Below are 22,766 nucleotides of genomic sequence, written 5' to 3' on the forward strand. Positions count from 1 at the left end.
AAAAAACTAAAAAATTATGAAAAATCAATTTAACATTTTCAAAAACACCTTAGTAATGGTGTTTTGCGTATTGGCAATGATGTTGTCGGTAGGCTGTGAAGAGGCATTCGAGTTTGAATTACCGGAAGCTGGCTCTGTTGAGGATACTGTGTTACCAACAGCGGATTTTGCGTATATACCAAATGCATTGAATTTTAGAATGATAGAATTTAATAATTTATCAACTGAGTCTATCAAATACGCTTGGGATTTTGGAGGTGGAGATACTTCAAATGAAAAAGACCCTACCTATACGTTTGCCGCAGGTGAAGGAACTTATCCTGTTACCCTAACTGCTATTGATGGAAATGAAGCATCAACTACAGTTACGCTAGATGTTGAAGTAGTAGACAAGTTTGTGCCAATTCCAGTAACCATTTTAAATGGAGATTTTGATGGTGGATCAGCTGATTGGAAATTCTCATCTTTTACAGGCGGAAATACAAATCCTTTTAACTCAAGTTCTGATGGTTCATTTACAAATTATGATGGATCAGATAATGGAGCTAAAACAAAAGGGGCTAAATGGACTTCATCCACTTCTGTTAGTGCTGGGTCTAATGCTAGGTATGCGTACCAAGCAATACTAGTGTCTCCAACATTAGTAGACCGTACGGTTAAATATATTTTAGAATATGAATATGCTATTAAAACACCAGCAGAACAGGCAGGTGAAGCTGTAGGGGGTAACAGAATATTTTCTGCTGTTTTAGATGGTCACTTTGATGATGGGGCTGATGCTGTTGCAAGTACACCACTAAGCTCATTTGTTGCAGATGAAGTAAAAGGAAAAACATCACATACAACAGTAAGACAGGAATTTACTACCAATGCAAGTGGAGAAGTTGCAATTATGTTTTCTGCAGAAACAGCGGTAGATTGTTACATAGATAATGTTAAAGTTTATGCAGCGGACTAATTTTGGGGCATATTTAAAAATTAAAAAATAAATAATTATGAATATATATAAAAAAGGAATATTTGCCTTTCTAGTTGCGGGTCTTGTAATATTATCATGTAATGATGATGATATTATTGCTCCAGTAGAGAAAATTGATGGGCCAGGGCTTACAGAGATTACATTTTCTAGTTTTGAGGCGGAAGTGGGTCCAGATACTAATGGCCTTGAGGATGGTACTTATGTAACTGTTACACCATTGGCTATTGGAGTTACTTCTTATGATGTAGATTTTGGAGACGGTAGTCCAACTGTTACTATTACAGTGCCAGTAAGATCTGCTTTTCACGATTATCCTAATGATGTTGAAGAAGCTACATATACAATAACAGTAACGGCTAAATCAAATAAAGGTCTTGCTAGTGTAACTAAAACTGAGAATATTACTATAGAACATGAGGTTACAGCTATATCTTCTGCTCCAGATTCTCCAGCCCTTCTTGATGAAAATGTATATGCTATTTTCAGTGATGGTATTGAAAGCGATGGTGCTTTTACTGCTTATACAAACAAACCATCAAGTACAGATTTTGAAGCAGGTGATGCAGAGTATAATGAGGAATCAGTTGGCGATATTAAAAATAAAGTAATTCAGTATTCTAGGCTTAACGGTACAAATACAGTATCTATAAGTTTTGGGTCTCCAATTATTATTGCAGATGTTTTTGGAACAGGTGGTTCTGCCGATTATTTTCACATAGACCTTCATTCTATTCATGAAATAGGTGTTGATAATGTGAAAATAACATTGGGAGGAAAAACTTTTGAACAAGCTTTAGAAACTAATATGTGGACTGGTCTAGATCTTGATCTTGCATCTGAAGGAATTACTCAAATAGATGATATAACAATAGAATTAGGTACAGGAGGTACTGCTAATAATGAGGCAACTCTTAATGTAGATAATATTTACCTTTCTAGAGAACCTCTTTCAGTTCCAGATTTTACGTTTGATGATGTAGCTAGTGATTTTGATGTTACATTTACAGATGCGTCTCTACTAGCTACCAGTCATAGTTGGGACTTTGGAGATGGTGTAGGCACCTCTACAGATGCAAATCCAACATATAGTTATACTGATGATGGTGTGGAAAGAACTTATATGGTAACGTTAACAACTACTAATTTCCTTGATAAACCAACTTCTATTACAAAGGAAATTACTGTAGGTGGACCTGCTGGTCCTTTTAATCCTGAGATTCTTAAAGGTGATTTTGAACGTGAAGGTGGTTTGTCTTCTGATGATACTAATATTAGAAATGCATGGAAAATTTCAACTACAGGGAATAGTAATCCATTTGGTACTAGTTCTGATGGTTCTTGTACAGACTATGAGGGAACTGTTGGCTCTAAAACAAGAGGAGCAAAATGGTCAGGTAGTCAAAGTGCAAATCCTGATGGTACTGCTGTGCCCGGGAACACTAGATACGCATACCAAGCAGTTACATTAAGCCCTAATGAGGATTACATTTTTGAGTACGAATATGCTATAAAGACGGGAGGTGCTGAAACTAATAGTATAGTGGCGTCAGTATTAAACGGTCATTTTAGTAATAGTGCTGATGCTGTTGCTAGTAATGCTTTGGTTAAGCATGTTGGTACTGAGGCAAAAGGAAAGTTTTCTGATAATTCTTGTTCAGGTGGTACAACAATGAAACTTCAGTTTAGATCTAATGCTGTTGGTGAAGTAGCTATATTGATATATGCAGTAACTGATGTTGATGCTTATATAGATAATGTTAAGGTGTATCCAGTAGAATAATTATTATCATGAAAAACTTCCGAAGAAACATATTATTAATTGGATTAATAGCCTTTCTATCTGTTAACGCTACTTCTCAAAATAAGAAAAGTAGCGTTACAGAATCGGATGTAAAAACTGAAAAGAAGAAAAAAAAGAAGAAAAAAAAGAAAGTAAAATTACCTAACATAGATTTAAGTCATTGGAAAGTTACATTACCAGTAGCGAATGAGGAGGGGAAACCAATTGAAATAAGTCCACCGGAGATATTGGATTTTGCAAATATAGAGGTAGCGAAACCATATATGTATATAGATTCTACAAGAGGAGCAATTGTTTTTCATGCAATGCCAACAGATTCTAAAACTAGGAACACCAAGTATACGCGGTCTGAGTTAAGAGAGCAAATGGTACCAGGTGATAATAATACTAATTGGACATTTGCAGATGGAGCCTATATGCGTGGTAAGTTAGCTATGGATGCTTCAACCAGAGGTTCTGATGGTAAATATCATAGAACTATTATAATGCAAATTCATGGACGTTTAACTAATGAACAGCGTGATTTAATAGGTGAAGATGATAATAACGCACCGCCTATATTAAAGATTTATTGGGATAAAGGTAAAATACGAGTTAAGACAAAAGTTCTTAAAAATATAAATGCTACCGTTCCAGCAATTCTTCATGAAGATGCTTGGGGAGATGATGATGGGTTTAATTTCGAAGAGGAAGTAGGGTTTAGTAAATTTACTTTAGAGGTTAAAGTTTCAGATGGAAAAATGGTTATTGTTCTTAATAAGAATGAATATAAAGTCTATGAAAATGTGCATATAAGAAAATGGGGTGTTTTTGAAAATTATTTCAAAGCTGGAAACTATTTTCAAACCAGAGACAAAGGCGCTTTTTCAAAAGTTAGGTTTTACGAACTGGAAGTAAGTCATTAAAAAAGAAAATTTAGAATTATTAAAATGTTTAGTAGTAGTTTGAGTTTGTTTTAGTTTAGGTTTTACTGGTTGTTAATAAGGCCAGTAAAACTTGACTAAAAAAGAAATAAACATTTATTCAATTTTATTAAATTTATCCAATTGGTTTAGTGCCAATTTACATGGAATCATGAGATTAAATTTTAAAGGTAATAGATCGATAGTAAGGGGAATAATAGTTTAGAATCTATAATTCTTGTAACTATGCATATATAAATTTTAACATATGAAATTAGAAGTAGTAACAGCAAACGATAATCAGGAAATTCAGAATTCAATAATCGCTAAGATAAGGGACTTGATAAATTACAAGAATCTCGAACCTGGAGATAAATTGCCTTCAGAAAGGATGTTAGCTGAAAAGTTTGAAGTTACTAGAAGTAATGTTCGTGATGCCATTCAGAAGTTAGAGTTTTATGGTTTGTTAAAGTCTAGACCTCAAAGTGGAACTTTTGTAGCCAATATTGGGGTAACGGCATTAAATGGAATGATTGAGGATATTTTAAGATTAGACGAGCCAGATTTTAAATCGTTGGTAGAAACTAGAATTTTACTAGAGTTGAAAACAGCTGGTTTAGCAGCTTCACGCAGAACAGAAGCAGATTTAGCTCATATGAAAGACACGCTTGATGCTTATGCTCAAAAGGTAATGAATAACCAAGATGCCGTTCAAGAGGATTTGTTGTTCCATTTAGCAATAGCAAAAGCTAGTGGAAACAGTACAATGAATACCTTAATGCTAACAATTACGCCAGAGATTATTACAAATTTTGAAAGATATCACGTTTGTGATGATAATCAGGCGGTTATAGGAATTCAGGAGCATACGGATATTTATGAAGCTATAAAAAATAAAAATCCTGAGCTAGCTAAAGAAAAAATGAAAATTCATTTTAAAGCATTATATCAGTATTGCTATAATGCTTAAAAAATTGAAGTTGGGAGTGCACGCCTTAACTTTAATGTAGTGAAATAAATTAGGAGAGGAGCGAGTACAAAAAAAGTACTTCTTCACAAAAAACAGAGGCTTAGAAGCTTACTTATAGTAATTAGTAAAAGCTATTAAGAGTTGTATCGTCTTTATAAAAGGTGTTGAGTTTCTCGACATTAAAGGATTATATTATCTAATATTTTAGACTTTATAACTTAAATTATAAATTAAATTATATGAAATTAAAAGGCTTAAGATGGTGGGTAGTAGGATTAATTGCCCTTGCAACTGTAATCAATTATATAGATCGTCAGTCACTAAGTGTGCTTTGGCCAGAAATAGCTGCTGATCTTTACCCCGATAAATCTGCAGATGAGCATAAGTCAATTTATGCTATTATTTCAATCATATTTGTGTTTTCTTATGCCTTTGGTCAGGCTATATTTGGGAAAATATTTGATTGGGTTGGTACTCGGTTAGGGTTTGTGCTTTCTATTGGTTTTTGGTCTATAGCAACAGCATTACATGCTCTCGCAAGAGGGGTATTGAGCTTTGGCATATTTCGCGCAATTTTAGGAATTGCAGAAGCTGGCAACTGGCCTGGAGCAACAAAGGGTAATGCCGAATGGTTCCCAACCAAGGAAAGGGCCTTGGCTCAGGGTATTTTTAATTCTGGAGCCGCCATAGGTGGTATTATATCTATTCCTTTAATTGCATTCTTAACTATTTACTTTAGCTGGCAGGCTATATTTATTTTAGTTGGTTTAGCTGGTTTACTGTGGTTGGTGCCATGGATGATATTGGTGAAAGCACCACCAAAATCTCACCCTTGGATTACTGATGAAGAAAAGGAATATATTTTGACAGGCCAGAGAAATGAAAGTTTTAAGGAAGAGGATAAGAGTGAGGAAGAAGTATATGTTCCTAATACAGGAGAGCTATTATCTCATAAGCAGAGCTGGGGTGTTATAATTGCGTCTGCAGCCATTGATCCTATTTGGTGGTTGTTTGTGTTTTGGATTCCAATTTACCTAAATGAAGTGTACGGTATGGATGTGAAGTCTATTGGTATATATGGTTGGGTGCCTTATGTGGGAGCTATGTTAGGAGCTTGGTTTGGTGGTTTGTTAGCCCAAAATAGGCTAAAAGCTGGATGGACTGTAAATAGAACAAGAAAACTAGTAATAACACTTGGGTGTTTAATTATGCTGCCTTCTTTATTGGCTATGGCTAATCCTGGGGCACCCGTAACAGCTGTTTTAATAATGGCCGTAATATTATTTGGTTTTCAAACAGCAATAGGTAATGTACAAACACTACCTAGTGATTTTTTCAGTGGAAAAACGGTAGGTACTTTAGCTGGTTTTTCTGGTATGGCTGCCAAACTTGGAGCCGTAGGGTTAACATCTTTAGTGCCTTGGTTAACAAGTGGAGGTAACTATACGCCCGCTTTCATTATTGGAGCTGCATTAGCCATTATTGCTCTTGCAAGTGTCTGGGTATTGTGTGGAAAAATTGTGCCATTAAAAAAGAAATAAAAAATAGATCATAAATAAAAACAAGTAATAAAAAATAAAATTAAAGAATATGAGTAATTTAAATGGAAAAGTAGCGGTAATCACTGGGGCAACTGGTGGAATTGGTTTCCAGGTGGCCAAGAGATTAGGAGAAGATGGATATACAGTTATCCTTAACGGTATTGAAGACGATGCCGGAGCTCAACGCGTTAAAGAATTGGCTGCTGCAGGTATTACTGCAGAGTATTATGGGTTTGATGTAACTAAAGAAGAAGAAGTAACATCTAACATAACTAAGATTGGTGAGAAATATGGTAAAATTGATGTTCTTGTAAACAACGCCGGTGGTTTAGGTGGTAGATCTAGATTTGAAGACATGACCACAGAATTTTTCAGATTTGTAATGGCGTTAAATCTTGATTCAGCATTTTTTGCTTCAAGAGCGGCTATTCCGTTCCTTAAAAAGAGCGATAATCCATCTATCATTAATTATACATCAAATGCAGGCTGGAATGCTGGAGGACCAGGAGCAGGAATCTATGGAACTTCTAAAGCTGCTGTACATACATTAACACGTGCGCTAGCAAAGGATTTAGCCGAATATGGTATTAGAGCAAATGCTGTTTCACCTGGTACAATTGATACGGATTTTCATAAACAAATTAAATCTACTAAGCCAGAAGTTTTTGCTTCTTGGAAAAACAATATTATGTTGGGCAGATTAGGACAGCCGGAAGAGGTTGCTGGAGTTATTTCATTTTTAGTAAGTGAAGATGCTGCGTTTGTAACTGCTGAAACTATTCAAGTAGGTGGAGGACAAGGTTTAGGTATATAATAAAAGGGTTTTACATAAATTAAAAGTGGTGTGAAAGCATCACTTTTTTTATGTTCAAAAAACACCTTCAAATGCCGTTATAACTTTATAGATAAATACTTTTTGTATATCAACTTTTTGGTGTGCATATTTGGACTATTAAACACTAAATTTCATGAAGGTTTTTGTCCTTTACCGAGTGAATTTTCAAAATAAGTACTATTGGCTTAATTTAATGCAACTTCTCCTTATTCGAGAAAATATTTGACATAGTTCCATCAGTAACATCATCAAAAACTATAGCAGGTCTTTCATCTTTAGTAACTGTGTTAATGTTAACGTTATTAATTAAAAGTCCTTTTACGTGGCGCGCATAAATACCATGAGCAGGAAGCGTGCCTACTAAATAAAACTCCGGCCACCAATCACCTAAGGTTTCTAACGTATATTCTTTTATTGTTTTATTAGCATCTTCTTTTGTGCCTCCTCCAGAAACCGTCATTAAAATATTGTTTATGTGAATATCACTTATATAATGATTTGGCATTCCAGTAATAAAGAAAGCTGAATTCTTATCAAGTTCTCTGTTATCAACAATAAAATCGCTAAAAAGGAAACTATGCATGGCTTTCATAGGAAGCATTTCTAGTGGAGCATCTGCACCAGCTCTTTGTTGGCAAAAGGTCATAAAAACTGGCCTGGGAACATTCTTCATAACTAAATTAGAAAATGCCATATTTTTCATTTCACCACCTTCATTCATTTGAATTTTTAAACCAGAATCCTGTATGTCATGGAAGGTGCAATTAGATACTGTTACAGATTCAAAATCTGCTCTTGATGATAGCCCGATACGCAAACCAGCCCATTTACTAGTGAAAACGCAATTGGTAACTACTATATCTTTACAAGGGTAATCTGGATGAGATGTTTGCAAACAGATAGAATCATCACTAGTGTCAAAAGAGCTGTTGCTAACTCTTACATTGGTGCAGCCATCAAAATCTAAACCATCACCATTGCCATTTACTCTGCTTACAATTTTTATACCTTCTACCACAATTTCATTGCAGTATAACCAAGCCGAAGTCCACGCTGCAGGGTTTATTAAAGACACACCTTCAACGTAAATATCGTTACATCTTAAAAAGCGAATCAGCATTGGGCGCCCACCACTCTTTTTGTTGAAAAACTTCTGATGACCATTACCATCAATTGTACCTTCACCTTTTATAGAAAAAGACTTAGCGTCTTTAGCAAAAATTAAACAACGATCCATATGCGGTTCGTTCTTGTACATGTTTTTGTGGGTATCGGTTGTATAATCTGCCATATCAGGACTTCCCAACAAAACCGACCCGTTTTCCAAATAAAGTGTTACAAAATCTTTAAGATAGATGGTGCCTATTACTACAGTTTTTCCAGCAGGAATAATTACGTTTCCTCCACCATTTTTAGTACAGGCATCAATAGCGGCTTGTACTGCTTTAGTGTCTTTTGTGACACCATCTGCTTTGGCTCCATAATTTAGTACATTAAAGTCTGTGGCAAACGCATAAGAATGAAATATTACAGCTACTAGGATTAACACTTGTTTCATGATTATTTGCTTTTATAGGTTGAAACAGATTCGCTATCAACAGTGTATCTGTGTACCTTAGGTTTGCTTTCACCACGAGCCTTTATTAATTCATTTTTCCAAACGACCTTCATTTCATTTAAAATCGAAATATATTGTGCATTTTCTGCTAAATTATTAAGTTCAGTTGGGTCATTTTTTAAGTTATATAATTCTTCATAAACGGGTTTCTCACCTTCTAGTGATCCGTTTGAAAGGGCTCTGTATATGGCTATATCGGTGTCATGTACTTTGTACAAAAGATCATTTATCTTTAAATCTAATTCTTTAGCCGCAGCTATTTTTTTGTTTGCTGGAAACATGTCATTTTTGTAGTATCTAATGTATTTCCATTCTTTATTTTGAACTGCTTCTATTTTGGGGTTTCCAAATTGTGTTGACCATAAATTTTCGGTAAAAATATATTCTCTTACTTCGGCATTATTACCTTCAACTAAACCAGAAATATCTTTTCCTTGAAATTCCTTAGGTATATCAACACCTGCTAATGATAACATAGTTGGAGCTACATCTATACTTTGAACCAAGGCATCACTAGTTTTACCTCTTTGTTTTTTCTTTAAATTAGGGTTGTAAACAATCATAGGAACATGAGTGGTTTTTTCATAGCAAAGGGCTTTTCCGCCTAAACCTTGCTCACCCATAAATAATCCGTGGTCTGAGGTGAACATAATAACCGTGTTCTTGTCTAACTTAAGCTCTTTTAATTTGTTTCTTAAATTACCAACAACACGGTCTATACCAGTCATTGCTTGAAGTTGTCTAGTATAGCGTTCTATCGTGCCTTCGGCGGTGTCAGCGTAGTTATAACCTGTTTGTCTGTTTTCAACTTTTAAGACATTGGCAGGTAGCTTAGGGGTTTTGATATCTTTTTTTGCAATATAATTTGCCGGAAGCGGAATATTTAAATCGCGATACTTCGTTCTGTAAATTTCATCATCCGTTTTGCGCATTTGCATGGAGCCGGTTCCGGCACCGTGCGGTAAATTGAAGTTGATTGAGAGCATAAATGGTTTGTCTTCAGGTCTAACTTCTAAAAATTTAAGAGCTCCTTTTAACTTTCTTTCATTAGGGTCTAAGAAATCATCAATACTTTCATTTATAATTTCGGGTTGTGTATGGGCTATGGCATCATTAAAAATTTCGTGTACCTCTTTTGGGTAAAATCTTATGTGACCATGACCGGCATACCAGTAATCAAAACTCTTATCCATAAGACCACTACCATAACCGCCTTTACCAATTGGGGCATGGTTTTTTCCTATCCAACCTGTGTAATAACCGGCATTGCGCATAACTACTGGATATGATTTTGCCCAAGCTTCGTCCGAAACACTTGTTCCAGAATTAAAGTTTACAGCATGTTTTCTCTCAAACTGACTTAACAATATTGAGATTCTGCTTGGGGTACAAATGGCGCTGGTGATATGCGCGTTATTGAATAAAATACCATCATTCGCTAACTTATCTAAATTGGGGGTTTCTACAATTTCATTTCCTGTACAACCCATCATGCCATATGATTGGTCATCAGTTAAAATGAAAATAAAATTAGGTTTCTCTTGTGAATAACCTTGATAAAACGTCGTTATAAAAAACGTAAATAATAAAAACGATTTAAAGTTTGAGTACATTTATTTTTTGTTTTTTAATGATTTATTTCTTGTTGCTTTAAACCTTTTTTCTTCTTTAATTACATTTTCGGGGTGTGGGTCAACCCAACCAGGTTCTACGTTTTTTGAATCCCATTCTGTATAGGCGTTTTCTAATTCTGCAACTATGTCTTGATGGTTTGCAGCAATATCATTTCTCTCCAAAGGGTCATTCTTTAAATCGAAAAGCAAGGTTTTTTCTTTGTATGCACTCTTGTAAAGCTTATAATTTCCAATTCTGGCTGCATATTCAAATCCACCTACCGATCTCCAAAATAATTTTTCATGAGGTTTGGTGGTTTTGCCTCCTTTAACAAAAGGTAATAGATTGACTCCGTCCAATTGTGTTTCTTTGCTAGAGTCTCCTCCAGCTGCTTCTAAAGCTGTTGGGAAAAGGTCTAATGAAATAACTGGTTCATTATAAACCTGTCCGCCTTTTAAACCATCTGGCCATGAGATAAAGAATGGAACCTTAATGCCACCTTCAAATAACATGCCCTTATGTCCGCGGTTTGGTCTGTTATCGGCATGTTCTGCCCGCCCCCCATTATCACTTAAAAAAGCTATGATGGTATTATCTTTAATGCCATTAGCAACTAGGGTTGAATCAATTCTTCCAATACCATCATCAACAGCGTTAACCATAGCAGCAAATACACTACGTCCACCATATTCAATATGTTTTGTGCGTTCTAAATATTTCTCAGTGGCATGGTCTGGTGCATGAGGCGCGTTATATGCTAGATAAATAAAGAATGGATTGTCTTTTTCTTGATTAATAAAGTCAATGGCTTCTTCTGTGAAATCATCGGTAAGGTAGCTTAACTCGTCTTGAGATACTTCCTGACCATTTCTTATAATAGTTCTTAAAGGACCGTTAGGTGTACCCCAGAAATTCATGCCTCCACCAGGAAAACCAAACCAATGATCAAACCCTTGAGCGTTGGGGTGTAAATCTGGGTGATCACCTACGTGCCATTTACCAATTGCCGCAGTTTTATAACCTTGTTCTTTCAATGCTTCAGAAATCATTTTTTCAGATAAAGGAGTTCCCACTGAATTGTCATTCTCACCATGATAAGGCATATTACAGTCATGACCAAAACGCGCTTGATATCTACCTGTTAATAAACCTGCTCTAGAAGGGCTGCAATATGGATGGGATACATATCCATTAGAAAAAATAACTCCTTCTTCTGCAATTCGGTCTAAATTGTCCGTAGGAATATCTGTTGCTCCGTTAAAACCTACATCTGCCCAACCTTGATCATCTGTTAAAACAATAATAATATTGGGTTTCTTTTTTGATGTTAATTCCGGTTTTTCAACATCTTGTTTTTGTTCCTCCTTATTAGTGTTGTTGCAATTGAAAATTAAGGTAAAAACTAATAGAGGGAATAACTTTTTTAATAATGAAGACATATAGTTTAAGTTTAGTTTTAAGTAAATGTTTAAAGCAAAAATAGAGACTAAATAAGTATTTTTTTGTTAGTAATAGACAGAAGTATATCACAAATGGTTAATAATATAGTTTTTAAATAAAAACATTGTTAAATTAATAGGATATAGAAAAAGTATAGTTTATGTCAAGTTTTTTAGTTGAAACCATATTATAATTTCGTTTATATTTGAAAAAAAATTTCAAGAGTAATTTTTTTATGTCAAAAGGTATGAGTTTTTGCGCCCTAGTGGTAGGGATGCTTATGGTGTTTTCTTGTGGTGGTCCGAGTATTCCGGATACGGTAGCTATTGAGTATGATAAACTTCCAAAAAAGTTAGATTTTAATCAACATGTAAAACCTATTTTATCAGATAAGTGTTTTTTGTGTCACGGACCTGATAAAAATAATATTAAAGGAGGGGTTCAATTACATAATGCTCAAGCTGCATACGCGGAACTACCAGAAAACCCTGGGAAGGTTGCAATTAAGCCAAAGAATTTGGGGAAAAGTGAATTTTTCCACCGTATTATGACGGATGATTCAGAGCTAATTATGCCAGTACCTAGTTCCCATTTAACCTTAAGTGATTATGAAAAGGCTGTCCTGGTTAAATGGATTGAGGACGGTGCTGAATACAAAGATCACTGGGCGTTTTTAAAGCCAGAAAACCATGAAATTCCTAAAATAAAAAACAATAATCAGGTAGCAAATCCTATCGATAACTTTGTGTTAGAGGAATTGGAACTACGTGATTTAAAGCTTTCAAAAAAAGCAGATAAAGAACTGTTACTACGCAGAGTCTCTTTTGATTTAATTGGCTTACCTCCAACCGTTGAGGAAATAGAAACATTTTTAAAAGATGAATCGCCAAATGCATTCGAAAAGCAAATTGATAGACTTTTGGCGTCTCCTAATTATGGGGAACAACGTACATTAGACTGGATGGATTTGGCTAGGTATGCAGACACGCATGGCTATAGTGTTGATAAGTTTAGGGATGTATCTCCTTGGCGTGATTGGGTCATTAAGAGTTTCAATGAAAACATGCCCTACGATGAATTTATTTTATGGCAAATGGCTGGTGATATGTTACCAAATGCTACGCGCGAGCAAAAACTAGCAACTACATTTAATCGTTTACATCCTCAGAATTTAGAAGGAGGAATTATTGATGAAGAATTCCGTTCAGAATATGTGTCCGATAGAACAGTGGTTATGGGACAAGGGTTCTTAGGGTTAACATTGGAATGTGCCAAATGTCACGACCATAAATATGATCCCATTTCACAGAAAGATTATTTTCAATTTTATAGTTTCTTTAATAATGTTGATGAGACTGGATTGATTCCATGGGATTTGGCTACACCGGTTCCTGCAATGATGTTGCCTACTGAGGAACAAGAAAAAGTGTTAGCCTATTTAGAAACCTTGGTTGATGAAACTCAGGAAAAACTAAAGGAGACTTCAAATGCCGAAAGGTCAAAAGTAGAAAAATGGATTACCAATCAAGGTTATAAATCTATTGGTTCTAGTACTAAGCCAAAGGGCTTAGTGGCTGCTATAAATTTTGATAATGAAAAACTCATAAATACTGTTGGAGGTAATAGAAAAAATAAAATTAGAATGCGTCAGCAATTTGCTGATAATGAACCATCAGTTTTTAAAAATGGGGCTCATGAAAAAGGGCTTTATATGGATGGTGATACCTGGTTAGATCTTGATAAAATTGGTATTTATCAAAGAAATCAGCCATTTTCAATAGGTATAGAAGTTTTTATACCTAAAGAATTAGAGACCGGAGTTATTTTTCACAAAATGAACAGTCCTGAATTACACAATTTTAGAGGTTATCATTTAAAATTAAAGGATAATAAAATAGAAGCTTTATTGGCTCATGTATATCCTGGTAATGCCATAGTTATTGAATCTAATGATGAAATACCAAAGGAAAAATGGACGCAACTAACCATGACGTATGATGGTTCTAGTAAAGCAGGCGGGTTGTCTATTTATATGGATGGTAAAAAGTTGGAAACCAAAACCCATTTCGATAATTTGTATAAAGATATCATTTTCCATGATTTACAAATGTATGGTCCTGAAAGTCCTAAATTAGAACCGGGCTTGCGTATTGGAGCCGTTTGGAGAGGTAAAGGGATAAGAGGAGCAGTTGTTGATGATTTATTAGTGTTTAATAAAGAATTAAGTGAGATTGAGGTTTTACAAATTTCAAATTCTGAAGCTATAGATGGGCTTAAGAAAAAGTCCTTAGCTGATTTATCTGATGTTGAAAAGGATAAGCTTAAAAAGTATTACTTGTCAGTCAATTCCAAATCATATAACAATGTGCTTAAAAAACTAGAAAAAGATAGACTGGTTCTAGTAGATAGTATGGACAAGGTCAAGCAAATTATGGTAATGGAGGAGCGGGAAACTCCAAGACAAGCTTATGTTTTAGATAGAGGGCAATATGATTCTCCAACAGATTCAGTATTTCCAAATACACCAGCAGAAATATTTGAATTCCCAAAAGAGTTTGAAAAAAACAGAATAGGTTTAGCAAAGTGGATAACACATCCAGATAATCCTTTAACGGCCAGAGTTACTGTGAACCGTTATTGGCAAAACTTGTTTGGAAGAGGTATTGTTAAAACCGCAGAAGATTTTGGAAATCAAGGAGAAATGCCAACACATCCAAAACTGCTAGATTGGTTAGCATTAGAGTTAATTAAATCTGGTTGGGATATAAAGGCATTGCATAAAACTATCATGATGTCTAACACCTATCAACAAACTAGTATGGCCAGTAAGGAGTTGATGGAATTAGATGGTGAAAATAAGCTACTGGCAAGAGGGCCTTCAAAACGTTTATCTGGTGAAATGTTGAGAGACAATGCTTTATATGCCTCGGGATTATTAAGTAAAAAAATTGGAGGAAAAAGTGTAAATCCGTATCAGCCCCCTGGTTTGTGGCGCGTTAGTGGTGGTACTTATAAGGTTGGAAAAGGAGAGGAGTTGTATAGGAGAAGTATGTACACTATTTGGAAACGAACGGTGCCACATCCAACTATAGCCACTTTTGATGCGCCTTCCAGAGATTTATGTACAACTAGAAGACAGGAGACTAATACGCCTTTACAAGCCTTGGTACTTCTAAACGATCCAACATTTGTGGAAGCTGCTCGTGTTTTAGGAAAGAAAATGATTGAGTATGATACTTTGACTGAGGGTATTTCAATGACATATAGAAGGTTAACAGGTAGAAGTATTAAAGAGAAGGAACTAGAGATTCTTTCTGAATTGCAAAAATCAGAGTTAGAAAAATTTAGAAAGAATAACGCGAAAGCCGAAGGATGGATAAGTGTTGGTGAACATAAAATAGATCCTAAAGATGATATGGCGTTGGTGGCAGCAAATGCTGTAGTAGCTTCAACAATAATCAATTCAGACGCATTTATAACAAAACGATAAACATTTAGTCATGTGTGATAATCACGATAGATTAAGATCAAATAATAAAGATTTACAAAGTGTTGAAAGGCAATTAGATCGAAGGCATTTTTTAAAGAAAACATCATTAGGTATTGGTGCTTTAGCTCTGGGAAGTTTGTTAAATACAGAAAAGGCTTGGAGTTCTATTGGCAATTCTAATGGGGCTATTGATGCTTTTACAAGAAACAAATTAGGATTACCACATCACTTACCAAAAGCGAAGCGAATTATTTATTTGTTTCAAAGTGGAGGTCCTTCTCAATTGGACTTATTTGACTATAAACCAAAATTGGTTGATATGTTCGGCAAAGATTTGCCAGAATCTGTAATAGGAGGACAAAGACTTACAGGAATGAGTGGTAGTCAAAGTACATTGCCTGTAGCTCCTTCATTGTTTAAATTTAAGCAATACGGGGAATCAAGGGCTTGGGTGAGCGAAATTATGCCACATTTATCTGAAGTGGTTGATGATTTGTGTTTTGTTAAATCAATGCAAACAGATCAAATTAACCATACGCCCGCGGTAACGTTCATGCAAACAGGGCATCAACTACCTGGTAGACCTTCAATAGGTTCTTGGTTAAGTTATGGTTTGGGTTCTGAAAATGAGAATTTACCAACTTTTATAACATTAATTTCGAAAAATGGAAAAGGACAGCCTCTTAAGGCGGGTTTATGGGGTAATGGTTTCTTACCAACCGAACACCAAGGTGTCCAGTTTCGTTCGGGAAAAGATCCGGTATTATATTTAAATAACCCTGACAATTATGATGGAAACGATCGTAAGAAGATGTTGGATTATTTAAGTGAATTAAACACTGTGCAGCATGATGCTTACGGTGATCCGGAGATTCAGGCTAGAATGACGCAATATGAAATGGCCTTTAGAATGCAAACCTCAATTCCTGAAGTGACAGATACATCTGATGAGCCAGAACACATTTTCGATATGTATGGTAAAGATAGTAGGGATGCAGGTACATATGCTGCCAATTGTTTAATGGCTAGAAAGCTGTTAGAAAAGGGTGTGCGTTTTGTTCAGCTTTATCACCAAGGTTGGGATCAGCATATTGGCTGTCCTGGTGGAGTGAAAAATAAGGCAAGACAAACAGATCAACCTACAGCGGCATTACTAAAAGATTTAAAACAACGCGGTATGCTAGAAGATACGCTTGTTGTTTGGGGTGGAGAGTTTGGAAGAACAGTTTATTCTCAAGGGCAATTAACAAAACAAAATTATGGTAGAGATCATCATCCTAAAGCATTTACAATGTGGATGGCTGGTGCTGGTGTAAAACCTGGAATGTCATATGGTGAAACAGACGATTTTAGCTATAACGTAACTAAAGACCCCGTGCATGTGCATGATTTCCATGCAACGTTAATGCATTTATTTGGTATAGATCATGAACGATTAACGTTTAAACATCAGGGTAGGCGTTATAGACTTACAGATGTGCACGGTCATGTGGTAAAAGATATCCTAACTTAAAAATATAAACTATGTCTACAAGAAGAAATTTTTTAAAGAAAACAGGATTAGCAGGAGCTGCTTTGGCAACATCTTCATCAGTTTTTGGAGCCTCCATTATATCAAAAAAAGAAAATTCAAATCATTTGCTTAACGAAACCGATACTATTCTAGGGCATGGTGATTACAGGTATAAGCTTACGAAGAATTGGGCTCAAATGAGTTCTACAAGAATTCCTCTTCTCAATTGTCATGAAATGGTAATGGATAGTAAGGGGCGGCTGATTATGATTGGTGATCATCCACAAAATAATATCTTGATTTTTGATAAGTCGGGTAAATTATTAGATTTTTGGGGTACAGCATATCAAGGTGGTCATGGCTTAACGCTTCACGATGAAGGCGGAGAAGATATGTTATACATTGCTGATTCCGGTTGGGCACTTGGTCGTAATAATAAAATGGTAAAACACAATGGTCGTGTGGCTAAAACCACAGTTGATGGTAAAGTGATTTTTGATATTGGGCACCCGCAAACTATTGGGGTTTATGAACCGGGAGAGGATTTTTGCCCTACCGAAACTGCTATTGGGCCTAATGGAGATATTTATGTTGCTGATGGGTATGGGCAAAGTAGAATCATTCAATATGATTCTAACGGGCGATACATTCGTCATTGGGGTGGTAGTGATAATCCGGACCCTAATTATAAATTAATGAGTGCACATGGTGTCGCTATTGATTACCGTGAACCTGGTAATCCTATGGTTGTCTGTACATCACGTTCAGAGCAATGTTTTAAATACTTTACATTAGATGGGAAATATATTAAAACAGTAAATATGCCTAATATGCAAGTGTGTAGAGCTGTTTTTGATGATGATAACCTGTATGCCGGCGTATGTTGGTCTCAGCCTAAAGTGGGAAAAACCAATTGGAAAGATCATACGGGTTTTGTGACTATAATGGAGGGAGATAAAGTAGTTTCTAATCCAGGAGGTACAGAGCCTGTTTATAAAGATGGTACGCTTCAAAAATCTTATCAAATAGGTGAAAAACCTATTTTGCACGGTCATGATGTGTGTATAGATGAAGATAAGAATATATATGTTTGTCAATGGAATGCTAACCATTCAGCGCCTTATAAACTAACACGTATTTAAAGGATAAATTTTATAAAATAAAACCCTCAGCATTTCGTTGAGGGTTTTTTTATATGTTCAATATGAAATTATTCAGGCTCTTGCTCTGTTAATTTAAATTTGTCAATAGCATGATGATCAGATCTAGCTGCAATTTCAACGGTATATTCTTTAGCTTCATCAAAACGAGCATAAATTGAATGGAAGTTATTATCGAAAGTTCCGCTAGTCCATGTCCAAGCATTACTAGTATTCATATAAATCTTAAAGAATCCATTTCCGTTTTCACCTGAAGGATTAGGGGTTTTTCCAGAACCTTTTGGGTAAACAATACTTGCATCTCTCTTTCCGTAAAAGTCATCGGCGTCGGGTAGTCTAAGCCAGCTATCGTTGTGTTCGGTATTTGGGTTGCTGGGGTCTACTTTACCAATGTAGGACCTCCATTGAAATTGGTAAGTTCCCGCTCTTGGTATGTTGATTTTGTAAGTTAATCTGCCAGCAGCACCAATATTAGCTGCGCCTTTCCAGAATTGGTTTGGACCTTCCCAAATGATATAACCATCACCTGAATAATCGCTTACAGTTGTTCTTTCTTTCCAGTCTTCAACAACAGCAACGCTTTCGGCTTCAACTTCAATAACATTTGCCACAAAATCTTCTTCACATTCACAATTTGTGGTGTTTAATGTGAATCCGGTAGGGCATGTTTTGGTGCACTCGCATTCGCAATTTTCTGTGTTTAGGGTGAAGCCAGATTCACAAGTCTTAGTACATGGTTCTGGTTCACACTCGCAACTATTAGGGTCTAGTATAAATCCTGAAGGACAAGTTTTAGTACATGTAGCTTGCTCATCATTGCCAGAATCTCCACCGCTACAAGAGCAAATTGTGATTAAAAAAAGTAAAAAGTAAATTGGTTTAAATTGGATTAAGCTCTTGGTTAATTTCATTTCTAGTTGGTATAGTTTAGTTGTTAGGTATAAGTTCTGTTATAAGAATCATTCAAAAATCATGAATAACAATAAGTGAGTTAACAACAGATGACTAAATTTCCAAAACAAATGTTCATTTTAGTTTTATTTTTCTCCTATATTCATAAATTTGGAAAAATTAATCAATATTTACTCATCTTTAGCATGTTTTTACTCTTGTAAGCTTTGGGTTATTTGTAATTTTAATTTTAGTAAAATATGCTATAAATTTTCTAGTATGAACGTAATATATCCTATAGTGTTTTTGATAGAGATTCAAATGCTCGTAGGTTTTTTGAAAACTAGAATTATTTAATAAGTATAGTTTTTGTCAAGTTTGTAAAAGACTATATTTAATGTAGTATTGGTAATTTCGCTATTAATGCGTTTATAAAAAAGATTCAATTAAACTAATAAGAATACATGGGAAAACTAGGGAAATCAATTACAGTTTTATTATTAACAATTATTATGACAGGGTGTAATTCTAAAATTTCAAAGGAAGAAACTCATGAACATGAAAATCAAGAATTAATGAAAATAACAGACGAACAAATAGATCATTTAGGTATTACAGATGTAAACCATTTGAGTGCAGCTTCAAAAAGAGCTTTGAAATGGCCAATGGATTTGGGAAATGAATGGTTTATTGAATTTGAAGATTTAAAACCTTTAAAAGGAGATTTGGCATATGAAGAAGGTGTTGTAAGACGTGACCCTAGTGCCATGATAAAGCATGATGGTAAATATTATGTTTGGTATTCTAGAAGTACTGGTGAGACACAAGGTTTTGGAGGTGATGTTGAGAATGAAAAAGTATTTCCATGGGATAGATGTGATATTTGGTATGCAACCTCGGAAGATGGATGGACCTGGAAGGAGGAAGGTGTTGCGGTAAAAAGAGGTGAAAAGGGTGCTTATGACGACCGCTCTGTTTTTACAGTTGAAATTATGGAGCACGATGGAAAGTACTATTTATGCTATCAAACGGTAAAATCACCTTACAATGTGAGAGTAAAAAATCAAGTGGGATTATCATGGGCAGATTCACCTGATGGTCCTTGGACAAAACTTGATGAGCCAATTTTAAGTCCTGCAGATAATGGTGTTTGGAAAGGTGATAATTTACAAGACAGAAGGTCTGTTATTAAAAAGGGAGATTTTGATTCGCATAAAGTGCATGATCCTTGTATTTTACCTTATAAGGGAAAGTTTTACTTGTATTATAAAGGTGAGCAAATGGGTGAAGAAATTACCTTTGGTGGGCGTCAAATCCGTCATGGTGTTGCTATTGCAGATAACCCGTTAGGACCTTATGTAAAATCACCTTATAATCCAGTAAGTAATAGTGGTCATGAAATTTGTGTGTGGCCATATAATGATGGGATTGCGGCTTTAATAACAACTGATGGTCCTGAGAAAAATACTATTCAGTGGTCACCAGACGGGGTTAATTTTGAAATCATGTCGGTGTTAAAAAGTGTTGATGCGCATGCTATTGGATTAAATAGAACTGCCGATGTTGAAAAAGAACCAACTGAAATTCTTCGTTGGGGATTAACTCATGTTTATAATAGTTGGCATTATCAAAGTATTATGCGTTTTTCATCTAAAAGAAGAACATCTCATACAGCTCCAGGAGAAGCGAAAGGAGATGATGATAAATAAAAAGACAAGGTCTTATATCAAAAAGACGAAAAGGTTTCCTTTTCGTCTTTTTTTTTGATTAGTTATAATTAATTATATTTTTGTTCAACTACACCAACTTATATGAGCAAAGAGTCTAATGACGTTAAGTCAAATTACAATGTTCCAAATTTAGAACGCGGTTTACTAATAATTGAATTATTAGCAAGTCATACCCAAGGGTTGACTTTGGCGGAAATTATTGACGCATTAGATATTTCTAAAACAAGTGCGTTTCGAATAATAAATACCTTAATATTTAAGAACTACCTCCAGAAAAATGAAACAACCAAGAAAATTACCCTTTCTAGAAAAATGGTGACTCTAGGTATTTCTTCAATGAATGAGCAAAGTATTGTAGAATTATCTATTGATGTGATGCGCGCTCTTCGCGATGAATTAAAAGAATCTGTAATGTTGGGTATAATTTTGGGAGCTAAGAAAGGAACCATTTTAGAACAGGTGTCATCGTCTTACCCAGTAAAGCTTTTTGTAGAACGAGGTACACAATTTAATCTACATAGTTCTGTTGGTGGAAAGTCTATTCTAGCCTTTTTGCCAGATGAAGAGGCCGATAGAATTATCAAGCAAATGTCACTTGCTAAATACACTAAAAATACAATTACTTCAAAAATAGTCTTTCGAGAACAACTTAAAGAAGTTAAGGAACAGGGATACGCTATCGATAATGGGGAAGATATTCAAGGTATTCATTGTATTGGAGCGCCTATTTTTAATGAATATGGTTATCCGGTGGCTTCACTTTGGATTACGGCGCCACATGGACGTTTACCTCATGAGGATTTTGATAAAAAAGGTAAAATTATATCAAAATATGCTCTGGAAATTTCTGCTAAATTAGGATATGTTATATCCTAATAGAAGAGTTCTTTAAATCCTTTTTCTTAATAGCTGTCTCTTATTTTACATTAAGAGTTTATTTTCTTTTCATTCTCTAATTTAATGACTTCAAAATCAGTGGATAACTTTTTTTGTTTTCATTTTATTTGGAATGAAAAATTGTTGTATATTTGTTTCATATTATAAACTTGTTTCTTATTTGAAACTTTATTAGTGTCAAATGTGAAGCAAACTGACGAAGGTGAATTGGATGTCTTGTTCAGGTTATAGGATTTCCTGACAAATGTGATATATAATAGAACATTTGTTTCCTTTCACTTCATGAAATAGTATTATTATTGTTTAGTATTTATATACTGAACTTTTAAAATAATTAATAATAACAGTTTAAATTAAACTAAAATGATAGCAACACAATACAAGGGAAACAAGACGTTTTCTGTTGTTGAAAAAGAAATCGAAGCTCCGGCAGAAGGTGAAGTAAGAATTAAGGTAGCCTATTCTGGAGTTTGTGGAACAGATGTTCATATTTATCATGGCATGATGGATCAAAGAGTGGCAATGCCTCAAACTATTGGTCATGAGATGTCAGGAATTATTGATGCCGTAGGACAAGGTGTGGAAGGTTTTTATGAAGGTGATAAGGTAGTGGTTCGTCCGTTGGACGACAGAAAAGCGAAACCGTCAGATAAGGGCTTTAATCACATTTGTGCAGAATTGAACTTTATAGGGATTGATAGTCCGGGTTCTATGCAACAATATTGGAATGTACCTGCATTTACACTTCACAAGTTAAAAGAAAACACTGATTTAAAATTAGCGGCTCTAATAGAGCCATTGTCTGTGGCTACACATGATGTGCGCTTAAGCGGATTGCAAGCGGGTGAAACTGCTGTGGTTCTTGGTGGAGGTCCAATAGGGCTTTTAGTAGCTATGGTTGCTAAAGAAGTAGGTGCTCAGGTAATTATATCAGAGGTTAATCCAACAAGAATTGAGAAAGCAAAGTCTATGGGTCTGGAAGCAGTAAGTCCAATTGATGTGGATTTGGTGGAATATGTGCATTCTAAGACAGAAGGAAGATTAGCCGATGTGGTTTTTGAAGTAGCGGGGGTGCAGCCAGCATTAGACGTTATGACAGAAGTAGCAGGAATTAGAGGGCGTATTGTTATGGTAGCTATTCATGGGCAGCCAAAACCAGTAAATTTATTCAAATTCTTCTGGAAAGAATTAAAGCTAATTGGAGCACGTGTTTATGAAAAAGAAGATTATGAAAAATCAATTTCATTAATCACAGCAAATGAATTACCGTTCGAAGATATGATTACAGATGTTCAACCTTTATCAAACATTCAAAAGGTATTTGAAAATATAGATAATAATCCTGATGGAATGAAAGTTCTTATGGATTGCCAACTTTAATAAAA

Annotated in this window: 16 protein-coding genes; 12 read left to right on the top strand and 4 right to left on the bottom strand. The window is 35.2% G+C overall.

Annotation, left to right across the window (positions count from 1 at the left end; translation table 11 throughout):
* Positions 1-16 precede the first annotated feature (16 nt).
* From FUA22_RS01615 to FUA22_RS01640, 6 genes are all read left to right on the top strand, one after another.
* A complete protein-coding gene (locus FUA22_RS01615; RefSeq protein WP_147765930.1) occupies positions 17-958 on the top strand; it encodes a PKD domain-containing protein in 942 nt (313 codons plus the stop codon).
* Positions 959-995: 37 nt separating this feature from the next.
* The gene (locus FUA22_RS01620; protein ID WP_147765932.1) at positions 996-2,759 is read left to right on the top strand and encodes a PKD domain-containing protein; all 1,764 of its coding nucleotides are present in this window, start codon (positions 996-998) and stop codon (positions 2,757-2,759) included.
* 8 nt (positions 2,760-2,767) lie between these two features.
* Positions 2,768-3,685: a polysaccharide lyase family 7 protein gene (locus FUA22_RS01625; protein WP_147765933.1), complete on the top strand. Its 918-nt coding sequence runs from the start codon at positions 2,768-2,770 to the stop codon at positions 3,683-3,685.
* 265 nt (positions 3,686-3,950) lie between these two features.
* Positions 3,951-4,652 (top strand): FadR/GntR family transcriptional regulator, encoded by a 702-nt coding sequence (locus tag FUA22_RS01630; protein WP_147765934.1) that lies wholly within the window; start codon positions 3,951-3,953, stop codon positions 4,650-4,652.
* Between the two features lie 239 nt (positions 4,653-4,891).
* Positions 4,892-6,193, top strand: coding sequence for an MFS transporter (locus FUA22_RS01635; protein WP_147765937.1), 1,302 nt, complete (start codon positions 4,892-4,894; stop codon positions 6,191-6,193).
* A gap of 49 nt (positions 6,194-6,242) precedes the next feature.
* Positions 6,243-7,007, top strand: a complete 765-nt coding sequence (locus FUA22_RS01640) for an SDR family NAD(P)-dependent oxidoreductase (protein ID WP_147765939.1) — start codon at positions 6,243-6,245, stop codon at positions 7,005-7,007.
* A gap of 211 nt (positions 7,008-7,218) precedes the next feature.
* Here FUA22_RS01640 and FUA22_RS01645 read toward each other — a convergent pair whose 3' ends face one another.
* Genes FUA22_RS01645 through FUA22_RS01655 form a run of 3 tightly spaced genes read right to left on the bottom strand, consistent with a single transcriptional unit; the run spans position 7,219 to position 11,699 of the window.
* A complete protein-coding gene (locus tag FUA22_RS01645) occupies positions 7,219-8,586 on the bottom strand; it encodes a glycoside hydrolase family 28 protein (protein ID WP_147765941.1) in 1,368 nt (455 codons plus the stop codon).
* A 2-nt stretch (positions 8,587-8,588) separates the two neighbouring features.
* Entirely contained in the window at positions 8,589-10,259 is a 1,671-nt protein-coding gene (locus FUA22_RS01650; RefSeq protein ID WP_147765943.1) for a sulfatase-like hydrolase/transferase, read from the bottom strand.
* Positions 10,260-11,699 carry a sulfatase-like hydrolase/transferase gene (locus FUA22_RS01655; protein WP_147765945.1) on the bottom strand — a complete coding sequence of 480 codons (1,440 nt, stop codon included), beginning with the start codon at positions 11,697-11,699 and terminating at the stop codon, positions 10,260-10,262.
* 236 nt (positions 11,700-11,935) lie between these two features.
* On the opposite strand from FUA22_RS01655, the gene FUA22_RS01660 reads away from it, so the two are divergent.
* From FUA22_RS01660 to FUA22_RS01670, 3 genes are read left to right on the top strand one after another with little or no spacing between them, the layout of a single operon-like run.
* Positions 11,936-15,190 carry a DUF1553 domain-containing protein gene (locus FUA22_RS01660; RefSeq protein ID WP_241664729.1) on the top strand — a complete coding sequence of 1,085 codons (3,255 nt, stop codon included), beginning with the start codon at positions 11,936-11,938 and terminating at the stop codon, positions 15,188-15,190.
* A gap of 10 nt (positions 15,191-15,200) precedes the next feature.
* Entirely contained in the window at positions 15,201-16,703 is a 1,503-nt protein-coding gene (locus FUA22_RS01665) for a DUF1501 domain-containing protein (protein ID WP_147765946.1), read from the top strand.
* An 11-nt stretch (positions 16,704-16,714) separates the two neighbouring features.
* Complete coding sequence (locus FUA22_RS01670; protein WP_147765948.1) at positions 16,715-17,845, top strand: twin-arginine translocation signal domain-containing protein; 1,131 nt, start codon at positions 16,715-16,717, stop codon at positions 17,843-17,845.
* Between the two features lie 68 nt (positions 17,846-17,913).
* On the opposite strand, the gene FUA22_RS01675 is transcribed toward FUA22_RS01670, so the two are convergent.
* Positions 17,914-18,774, bottom strand: coding sequence for a hypothetical protein (locus FUA22_RS01675; RefSeq protein WP_147765950.1), 861 nt, complete (start codon positions 18,772-18,774; stop codon positions 17,914-17,916).
* A gap of 492 nt (positions 18,775-19,266) precedes the next feature.
* Between FUA22_RS01675 and FUA22_RS01680 the strand changes: the two genes are divergently transcribed.
* The 3 genes from FUA22_RS01680 (at position 19,267) to FUA22_RS01690 (ending at position 22,761) form a co-directional block, all read left to right on the top strand.
* Positions 19,267-20,463 (top strand): glycoside hydrolase family 117 protein, encoded by a 1,197-nt coding sequence (locus tag FUA22_RS01680; protein ID WP_394344021.1) that lies wholly within the window; start codon positions 19,267-19,269, stop codon positions 20,461-20,463.
* 102 nt (positions 20,464-20,565) lie between these two features.
* Positions 20,566-21,360 carry an IclR family transcriptional regulator gene (locus tag FUA22_RS01685; RefSeq protein WP_147765954.1) on the top strand — a complete coding sequence of 265 codons (795 nt, stop codon included), beginning with the start codon at positions 20,566-20,568 and terminating at the stop codon, positions 21,358-21,360.
* 384 nt (positions 21,361-21,744) lie between these two features.
* On the top strand, positions 21,745-22,761 hold the full coding sequence (locus FUA22_RS01690; RefSeq protein ID WP_147765956.1) for a zinc-dependent alcohol dehydrogenase: 1,017 nt from the start codon (positions 21,745-21,747) through the stop codon (positions 22,759-22,761).
* Positions 22,762-22,766: the final 5 nt, after the last annotated feature.

The organism is Seonamhaeicola maritimus, from assembly GCF_008056315.1.
Taxonomy (GTDB): Bacteria; Bacteroidota; Bacteroidia; order Flavobacteriales; family Flavobacteriaceae; genus Seonamhaeicola; species Seonamhaeicola maritimus.